This window comes from Maribellus luteus, assembly GCF_003576475.1.
Classification (GTDB): Bacteria; Bacteroidota; Bacteroidia; order Bacteroidales; family Prolixibacteraceae; genus Draconibacterium; species Draconibacterium luteum.
In genome coordinates this window covers 1-543 of record NZ_QWGR01000232.1, presented here as the reverse complement: position 1 = coordinate 543, position 543 = coordinate 1, and the positions used below count along the sequence as shown (strand labels likewise).

Below are 543 nucleotides of genomic sequence, written 5' to 3'. Positions count from 1 at the left end.
GCAGGGTCGGCACGCCGCCGGGCACGTGCTCGGCGATGCGCGCGTCGATCGCAGCGTCTTCGGGCGAAAGGCCATTGGCGCGATAATCCGCCGCATCCAGCAGATGCAGCACGACATCGGCGCGGGCGATGGCGGCCCAGGTGCGCGCGATACCGATGCGCTCGACCTCGTCTTCCGTATCGCGTAAGCCCGCCGTGTCGACGATGTTCAGCGGGATGCCTTCAATCTGAATCGTCTGCTGCACCTTGTCGCGCGTGGTGCCGGCAATCGGCGTGACGATGGCAAGTTCCGCGCCGGCCAGCGCATTGAGCAACGACGACTTGCCGACATTCGGCTGCCCCGCCAGCACCACGTGCAGGCCTTCGCGCAGCAGCGCCCCCTGACGAGCCTGCGCGAGCACCCCATCGACGGCCGTGCGAATGCCGGCAAGCTGGCCCCGCGCGTCGGACGCCTCCAGGAAGTCGATCTCCTCTTCTGGAAAATCCAGCGTCGCTTCCACCAGCATGCGCAGATGGATCACGCGCTCAACCAGCGCATGCACCG

The 543-nt window shown here is 67.2% G+C and carries 1 protein-coding gene; it reads right to left on the bottom strand.

The window, feature by feature from the left end; genetic code table 11:
• Nucleotides 1–543 (bottom strand): GTPase (locus D1614_RS28715; RefSeq protein ID WP_119440538.1); only part of this gene is annotated, 543 nt, incomplete at both ends.